This window comes from Cesiribacter andamanensis AMV16, from assembly GCF_000348925.1.
GTDB lineage: Bacteria > Bacteroidota > Bacteroidia > Cytophagales > Cyclobacteriaceae > Cesiribacter > Cesiribacter andamanensis.
Map to the genome: position 1 here is coordinate 48,758 of NZ_AODQ01000016.1, position 6,632 is coordinate 55,389.

At 54.3% G+C, this 6,632-nt stretch carries 5 protein-coding genes; 4 read left to right on the plus strand and 1 reads right to left on the minus strand.

Going from position 1 to position 6,632, the window contains the following annotated elements; translation table 11 throughout:
* Nucleotides 1-65 precede the first annotated feature (65 nt).
* Nucleotides 66-1,865 (plus strand): MopE-related protein, encoded by a 1,800-nt coding sequence (locus tag ADICEAN_RS22960; RefSeq protein ID WP_009194420.1) that lies wholly within the window; start codon nt 66-68, stop codon nt 1,863-1,865.
* Nucleotides 1,866-2,019: 154 nt separating this feature from the next.
* Here the strand turns inward: ADICEAN_RS22960 and ADICEAN_RS23505 are convergent, their stop codons facing one another.
* On the minus strand, nt 2,020-2,142 hold the full coding sequence (locus tag ADICEAN_RS23505; RefSeq protein ID WP_009194421.1) for a hypothetical protein: 123 nt from the start codon (nt 2,140-2,142) through the stop codon (nt 2,020-2,022).
* A 316-nt stretch (nt 2,143-2,458) separates the two neighbouring features.
* On the opposite strand from ADICEAN_RS23505, the gene carB reads away from it, so the two are divergent.
* The 3 genes from carB to ADICEAN_RS04885 all read left to right on the plus strand — a co-directional run bounded on the left by carB (nt 2,459) and on the right by ADICEAN_RS04885 (nt 6,446).
* Nucleotides 2,459-5,275 carry a carbamoyl-phosphate synthase large subunit gene (gene carB, locus ADICEAN_RS04875; protein WP_009194422.1) on the plus strand — a complete coding sequence of 939 codons (2,817 nt, stop codon included), beginning with the start codon at nt 2,459-2,461 and terminating at the stop codon, nt 5,273-5,275.
* An 11-nt stretch (nt 5,276-5,286) separates the two neighbouring features.
* Nucleotides 5,287-5,577, plus strand: coding sequence for a DUF4834 family protein (locus tag ADICEAN_RS04880; RefSeq protein ID WP_009194423.1), 291 nt, complete (start codon nt 5,287-5,289; stop codon nt 5,575-5,577).
* 89 nt (nt 5,578-5,666) lie between these two features.
* Nucleotides 5,667-6,446: a TVP38/TMEM64 family protein gene (locus tag ADICEAN_RS04885; protein ID WP_009194424.1), complete on the plus strand. Its 780-nt coding sequence runs from the start codon at nt 5,667-5,669 to the stop codon at nt 6,444-6,446.
* Nucleotides 6,447-6,632 lie beyond the last annotated feature (186 nt).

Genomic DNA, 6,632 nt, shown 5'->3' on the forward strand with positions numbered 1-6,632 from the left:
TCCTCCACCACCGGATGTTTCCATTCGGCCAGGCCTGGCATTTCTTACCTTAATTTTTTATATACATGCAACACTCTACTTTTCCAAAACTAACCCCCTCCCTGCTGGCCCTGCTGCTCTGTTGCCTATGTGCAGGTAGTAGCTGGGCAGATTCAGCTGCTCCGGCTGCCGATGAAGAGAATCAGGCCCCCACCCTTACCCTCTCGGGCGATGCCGGACTAGAGCAGTATGAGGCAGGCCAGGAGTATACTATCCTTGTTACGGTGAGCGATCCGGAAGGCGATGAGGTAAGCCTGGATATGAACGTATACCAGTGGTATCCAGACCCGGATGCAAGCAAAAGGCCGCTTACCACTGCAGATTTTAGTCCGCAGTTTCCTATTACCCAAACGGCTCCCTTTACGGTAGAGCTAACCTTTACCCCTACGGAAACGGTTAGCCGGGAAAATCAGCTGACATTTACCGCCACCGATGCGGCTGGCAACACCACCGAAACCAGCACCAGCCTCTACATCTGGCAGGCACCCAGCTTTGTACTCCCCGAGCAGCCGGTTGTCCTGGCCGTGGAGGAGCCTTTCCGCCTAGAGGTCCCCATCCAAAACTGGCTGGATGGGTATATGTATGAAATAAGTAGCCCCACCCTGCCCCTGGCCTGGGAGGGCGACTATGGCATTCTGATCTTTACAATGGGCGACGGCGACGCTCCCCGCCAGGAGCACATCGGTACCCATGAGGTGGTGCTTACCCTCACAGCCGGTGACTACCTGCACCAGGCAACCCTCACCATAGTAGTAGAAGGTGAGTGCGAACCCCAGACCTGGTATGCCGATGCGGATGGCGATGGCTGGGGCGATGCCTGGGATAGCGTAGAAGCCTGCACCCAGCCCGAGGGCTATGTGGACCGGGCCGGTGACTGTGATGACGAAAACCCCGATTTCCACCCGGGCGCCATCGATTACCCCTGGCCCTTCGATGACTATGATTCGGACTGTGATGGCCAGGAGCCTCCCTTTGATTTTGATGAAGACGGAATCAATGATCATTTTGATAACTGCCCCAATTCCCACAATCCCGATCAGGCCGACCTGGATGGCGATGGAATAGGCGATGCCTGTGATGACGACATCGATGGCGATGGCGTAGTCAATGAAGAGGATTGCGACCCCTTTGATGCCAGCGTGTATCCCGGCGCCCTGGAGCTTAGCGAAGACGGCATCGACAACAACTGCGATGGCCGTGTGGATGAAACCAATGAAGTAGAAACCTGCCTGGCTGAGCAGCCGCTCAAACTCACCGCCCTTTGTTCAGAGCTTGCATCCCAGCACCGCTGGATGGTCTACAACCCCAACCCCTGTGCTGTAGAGGTGCGCTGGGAGGTGCACAAGACCGGCCACACAGGCGCCCTGACCGTACAGGCGGGCGAGACCTACCTTAGCACGCCGGTTAGCGGTAAGAACAATGATGTGGTCTTCCTTCACTGGCAGGATGCGCAAGGCAAATGGAAGAAAAAAGGAATGGCCTCTTCCAGCGCCCATTGTGGCAAGCAGGCTGCCAACCCGGGCAAGGGCAAAGGCAAGAACAGCCGTATCGGAGCATCTGCAGAAGGCATCTCACTCTATCCGGTTCCCTTCCGGCAGCAGCTTACCGTGGAGCACGAAAGCATTCTGCCAGGAGCATCCACCCGCCTGGTGCTTATTGGCCTGGATGGTCGCCAGACCGATGTATCGGCCCAGATAGTGGAACATGGGGAAGGCTACCTGCAGCTTAACCTGCAGCAGGTGACGCTTGCCAATGGCCTCTATATTCTTTGCCTGGAAGTAGCCGGCCAGGAGCCTGTCTATAAGCGGGTATTGCGGCAGGACTAAGCAGTTTCCAATCCGTACAAAAAGCCCCGGCTGCAGGTGCAGCCGGGGCTTTTTAGTTTAAAGAGCGTGCTGGAGTCAATAACAATAAAAAAAAGCCGCGTTTAAGCGGCTTTCTATCTACAATCAGGTAATACGTTCTTTAGATCGGGCAGGCTTACTGGCTATTGCGGTTACGCACAGGCACAGGAACCAGCTCCGGTTTAGGACTCAGCTTCTCCTGCAGTGAGGAGAGCAGGTCATTTATCAAATCGATGAGTTTATCTATATTCAGGTTCATCTCTATATCCTCCTTAAGGCTTTAAGTTATCTACTAAAAGTGATTAATCAAACTTTATACCAAAGTTAATTCTACCCTACTATACGAACACAAAAGCTTACGGGTTGACTTTCAGCACTTTCAGAGAAAACAGCATGCTCCGCCCCCCAAATCAGGCTTTCTCCTATAACGCCTTTTCCGTTGCTGCTAACATAGCCCCATCCTGTTATTTTTCCGCCCCCATGTAAGAAAATACAAAAGCTTGCATCTACTTTCGGGCAGGGTTTGATTCCTGCCCCCGTGTTACTACCTTTGTCTCCCGAATATTTCCGCGCCAATGCCAAAAGACCAATCCATCAAGTCAGTTCTCATCATCGGGAGCGGACCTATCGTCATCGGGCAGGCTGCCGAGTTCGACTATTCGGGCACCCAGGCCGCACGCTCGCTCCGCGAAGAAGGAATTGAGGTAATCCTCATCAATTCCAATCCTGCCACCATCATGACCGACCCCATCACAGCAGACCATGTGTACCTGCTGCCGCTGGAGAAAAAGTCGATCATCAAAATCCTGAAGGAACACCCCCAGATTGATGCCGTACTGCCCACCATGGGCGGCCAGACGGCCCTTAACCTGGCCATCGACTGTGATAAGGCCGGTATCTGGGAGAAATTCGGGATCCGCATCATCGGGGTGGATATCAACGCCATTGAGACCACCGAAGACCGGGAGAAATTCCGCCAGAAGATGCTGGAGCTGGGTGTAGGCGTCTGCCAGGGCTCTACGGCCACCTCCTTTCTGCAGGGCAAGGAAATAGCCCAGGAAATTGGCTTTCCGCTGGTGATCCGCCCCTCCTACACCCTGGGGGGTACCGGAGGCGGCTTTGTGGAGAAGGCCGAAGATTTTGACAAGGCCCTGACCGCCGGCCTGCATGCCTCGCCCATCCACGAGGTGCTGGTAGAGCAAAGCATTATGGGCTGGAAGGAGTACGAGCTGGAGCTGCTGCGCGACAATATCGGCAACATCATCATCATCTGTTCCATCGAGAACTTTGACCCCATGGGGGTGCACACCGGCGACTCCATCACCGTGGCCCCGGCCCAGACCCTGCCCGATACGGTTTATCAGAAAATGCGCAACCTGGCCATTAAAATGATGAACGGCATTGGCCAGTTTGCAGGGGGTTGCAACGTACAGTTTGCTGTAAATCCGGAGAACGATGATATCGTTGGCATTGAGATCAACCCGCGCGTAAGCCGCTCCTCGGCCCTGGCCTCTAAAGCCACCGGCTACCCCATTGCCAAAATTGCAGCCAAGCTGGCCATTGGCTACAACCTGGATGAGCTCACAAACCCCATCACCAAAACCACCTCGGCCTTTTTTGAGCCGGCGCTGGACTATGTGATCGTAAAAATACCGCGCTGGAACTTCGATAAGTTCGAAGGGGCCAACCGCTACCTGGGCCTGCAGATGAAATCCGTAGGCGAGGTAATGGGCATAGGCCGCAATTTTCAGGAAGCGTTGCAGAAAGCCTGCCAGAGCCTGGAGATCAAGCGCAACGGCCTGGGCGCCGATGCCAAGGAGCTAACCAACCAGGAGCAGATCCTGCACAGCCTGAAAAATCCCAGCTGGAACCGCCTGTTCCACATCTATGATGCCTTTAAGCTGGGCATTCCCATGCGCACCATTCAGGACCTGACCAAGATTGATAAATGGTTCCTGAGCCAGATCGAAGAGCTGCTGGCCCTGGAGCGCGAAATACAGAAATACACACTCGACACCATCCCCCCTTCGCTCATGAAGGAGGCCAAAAGCCTGGGCTATGCCGACCGCCAGATTGCGCACCTGCTGCGCTGCCTGGAGAGCGAGGTGCACAGCAAGCGCCTGGAGATGGGCATCAAGCGGGTGTTTAAAATGGTAGATACCTGCTCGGCCGAGTTTGAGGCCAAGACCCCTTACTTCTACAGCACCTTTGAAGAAGAGAACGAATCCATCGTATCGGACAAGAAAAAGGTGGTGATCCTGGGCAGCGGCCCCATCCGCATTGGCCAGGGCATTGAGTTTGACTACAGCTGTGTGCATGGCCTGCTGGCCGCCAAGGAGTGCGGCTACGAGACCATCATGATCAACTGCAATCCCGAAACCGTAAGTACCGATCCCGATATTTCGGACAAGCTCTACTTTGAGCCGGTCTTCTGGGAGAATATCTATGACATCATTGAGCACGAAAAGCCCGAAGGGGTGATTGTGCAGCTGGGCGGCCAGACGGCCCTGAAACTAGCCGAGAAGCTGGACCGCTACGGCATCAAGATCATGGGCACCGATTTTAAATCGCTGGACCTGGCCGAAGACCGGGGCTCCTTCTCTACCCTGCTGAAGGAGAATGGGATCCCCTACCCCGAGTTTGGCTCCATTGATGATGCCGAGCAGGCCGTGGAGCTAAGCCGCAAGCTGGGCTTTCCGCTGCTGGTGCGCCCCTCCTATGTACTGGGCGGGCAGCGAATGAAGATTGTGATCAACGAGCGGGAGCTGGAAAAGCATGTAATTGATGTGTTGCGCGATATTCCCGGCAACAAAGTGCTGCTGGACCACTTCCTGGAAGGGGCCATAGAAGCCGAGGCCGATGCCATCTGCGATGGGGAGAATGTGATGATCATAGGCGTTATGCAGCACATTGAGCCGGCCGGTATTCACAGCGGCGACTCTTATGCCGTGCTGCCCCCCTACAACCTGGGCGACTTTGTGATGCAGCAGATTGAGGTGTATACCAAAAAAATCGCCCTGGCGCTTAAGACCAAAGGGCTCATCAACATTCAGTTTGCCATTAAGGATGATAAGGTGTACATCATTGAAGCAAACCCACGGGCCAGCCGCACGGTGCCCTTTATTGCCAAGGCCTACCGCCAGCCCTATGTAAACTGGGCCACCAAGGTAATGCTGGGCGAGCGTAAGGTAACGGATTTTGAGTACGCTCCGTACCGGAAGGGTTATGCCATAAAGGTGCCGGTATTCTCCTTCAACAAGTTCCCGAACGTAAACAAGGAGCTGGGACCAGAGATGAAAAGTACGGGGGAGGCCATCTATTTCATCGAGGACCTGATGGACGACTACTTCCTGCAGATCTACTCCGAGCGAAACTTATACCTCAGCAAGTAGGTTTATAGGGTATGATAAAGACGCTATTCACACTCCTTCTGATCTACATCCTCTACCGGGCGGTGCGCTTTTTCTTCACTGCTTTTATGATGATGTACCGGCAGCGCAAGCAGGTAAAGTCCATGCTGGACCTAATGCGGCACATGCGGCAAAATCCGCAGCAGGCGCAGCAACAGGCACAGCGGCCCTACCGTCGGGAAGGAGAGGTAGCCATTGACTACATACCCGAAGAACCTCAGAAGCCGGGCGAAAAGCCCCGACCCAAAGGTGGCGAATATGTCGATTATGAGGTAGTAAAATAACCAAAAGCCCCGGCCCCTGCAGCCGGGGCTTTTTTTTGAGTTTGCCGCACTTAACCAAGGCGGGGGTTCATCCGTTAGAAAACGAAACGATGAAAAACAGCAATTCTACATCTGCAGAAGAGAATCGATGGCACCTGCAGGCCGAAGAGCCCCCCATTGATACAGTACAAAAAAGCAAAGGACCCCTTTATATTTCCCTGGGCCTGGTAGCAGCCCTGGTCGGCAGCTATTTTCTGGTGCCGGGCGTGCAGGAATTTTTTAAAGAAGCCTGGGAGGTGCTTACCAGCGACAATGAGGCGCGCATCCAGGCCTGGGTAGGGCAGTTTGGCTGGCTGGGTCCGCTGGTGATCATCATTGCCATGGTGCTGCAGATGTTTCTGCTGGTGATTCCCACCCCCCTGCTCATGGTGGTGTCGGTGCTGGCCTTTGGCCCTGTATGGGGCACACTCATTATTCTGGCGGCGGTCTTTTGTGCTTCCAGCATCGGCTATATGATTGGCGCCTACCTGGGCCCGCCGGTAGTGGGCAAGCTGCTGGGCAAAAAGGGGCAACGCACCGTAGAAGGCTTTATTGATGACTATGGCTTCTGGGCCATCTTAGTGACCCGCCTGGCCCCCTTTCTTTCCAACGATGCCATCTCGTTTGTGGCCGGCATGCTGCGCATGGGCTACTGGCGTTTTATTGGGGCTACGCTGCTGGGCATTACCCCCCTGGCCATTCTGATCGCCTGGCTTGGGCAGGAAAACGATCGTCTCAAGAGCGGCCTCATCTGGGTATCGGTGATCAGCTTTATAGGATTTGTGGGGTATGTGTGGTGGGACCGGCGGCGGAAAAAACGGATCAGCAACAGAATAAATCCTTCTCACTGATTTTTATAACACTACCTACTACAACTGGCTCGATAATTGCTTTCTGCAAGAAGACCTTCGATTCTTCAACCAAATCATTTAACACAAATGCAGAAAGCACTTTTATCCCTCTTGCTGGCTTTTGGGCTGGCTGGCGTTACTTTTGCCCAATCCGATTCGCTTGCCCACTCCAGAGAAGTTGGTTTT

Coding starts and splice junctions, on each gene's coding strand:
- ADICEAN_RS22960 (WP_009194420.1), top strand. CDS start 66: ATGCAACACTCTACTTTTCCAAAACTAACCCCCTCCCTGCTGGCCCTG.
- ADICEAN_RS23505 (WP_009194421.1), bottom strand. CDS start 2,142: ATGAACCTGAATATAGATAAACTCATCGATTTGATAAATGACCTGCTC.
- carB (WP_009194422.1), top strand. CDS start 2,459: ATGCCAAAAGACCAATCCATCAAGTCAGTTCTCATCATCGGGAGCGGA.
- ADICEAN_RS04880 (WP_009194423.1), top strand. CDS start 5,287: ATGATAAAGACGCTATTCACACTCCTTCTGATCTACATCCTCTACCGG.
- ADICEAN_RS04885 (WP_009194424.1), top strand. CDS start 5,667: ATGAAAAACAGCAATTCTACATCTGCAGAAGAGAATCGATGGCACCTG.